1 pseudogene is annotated in these 1,353 nt (G+C 56.9%); it reads left to right on the top strand.

The features are described from left to right. Positions 1–1,353, top strand: a pseudogene (locus ACQKP4_RS29120) (DNA-directed RNA polymerase subunit beta'); the annotation flags it as partial.

Raw genomic sequence — 1,353 nt, 5'->3', positions numbered from 1 at the left:
GCTCATGACCCGTTGCCGCTGCCCGTCGACACGCTCGCACCCGGAACGGTGGTCGGTGAAGTGGGTTCAGAGCGCCTGCTTGATCTGTCCGCACCGGACATCATCGTGCGCAACGAAAAGCGTATGTTGCAGGAAGCCGTCGATGCACTGCTCGACAACGGTCGTCGTGGCCGCGCTATCACCGGTTCCAACAAGCGTCCTCTGAAATCCCTGGCTGACATGATCAAGGGTAAGCAAGGTCGTTTCCGTCAGAACTTGCTCGGTAAGCGTGTTGACTACTCCGGCCGTTCGGTAATTACCGTAGGTCCGACCCTGCGTCTGCACCAGTGCGGTCTGCCGAAGAAAATGGCTCTCGAGCTGTTCAAGCCGTTCATTTTCGGCAAGCTGGAAATGCGTGGTCTCGCGACCACCATCAAAGCGGCCAAGAAAATGGTTGAGCGCGAGCTGCCAGAGGTTTGGGACGTTCTCGCTGAAGTGATCCGTGAACACCCGGTTCTCCTCAACCGTGCACCGACCCTTCACCGTCTGGGTATCCAGGCGTTTGAACCGGTACTGATCGAAGGCAAGGCTATCCAGCTGCACCCTCTGGTCTGTGCCGCGTACAACGCCGACTTCGACGGCGACCAAATGGCCGTGCACGTACCGCTGACACTGGAAGCCCAGTTGGAAGCGCGTGCGTTGATGATGTCGACCAACAACATTCTGTCGCCAGCCAACGGTGAGCCAATCATCGTTCCGTCGCAGGACGTTGTATTGGGTCTGTACTACATGACTCGCGAAGCGATCAACGCCAAGGGCGAAGGTCGTGTGTTCGCGGATCTGCAAGAAGTTGACCGTGTGTTCCGTGCCGGCGAAGCCGCACTGCATGCCAAAGTCAAAGTGCGGATCAACGAAACTGTCAACGATCGTGACGGTGGCAGCGTCAAGAACACCCGTATCGTCGACACCACCGTCGGCCGTGCGCTGTTGTTCCAGGTTGTTCCACCTGGCCTGTCGTACGACGTCGTCAACCAGCCGATGAAGAAAAAGGCGATCTCCAAGCTGATCAACCAGTGCTACCGCGTGGTTGGTTTGAAAGAGACCGTGATCTTCGCTGACCAGTTGATGTACACCGGTTTTGCCTATTCGACCATTTCCGGCGTTTCCATCGGCGTTAACGACTTCGTTATCCCGGATGAAAAAGCCCGCATCATCGGTGCTGCTACCGACGAAGTGAAAGAGATCGAAAGTCAGTACGCCTCCGGCCTGGTAACCCAGGGCGAGAAGTACAACAAAGCCGACAAAGCGCAGACCGCTTTCGAACAGACGGACGCGATCCTGTTGACGGTTCAGGTTGTGCTGAAGAGCCTTGAC

Source organism: Pseudomonas sp. NPDC086278 (assembly GCF_050280905.1).
GTDB lineage: Bacteria > Pseudomonadota > Gammaproteobacteria > Pseudomonadales > Pseudomonadaceae > Aquipseudomonas.
The sequence above is the reverse complement of the archived record's forward strand: the minus strand, read 5'-3'. Positions and strand labels throughout refer to the sequence as shown.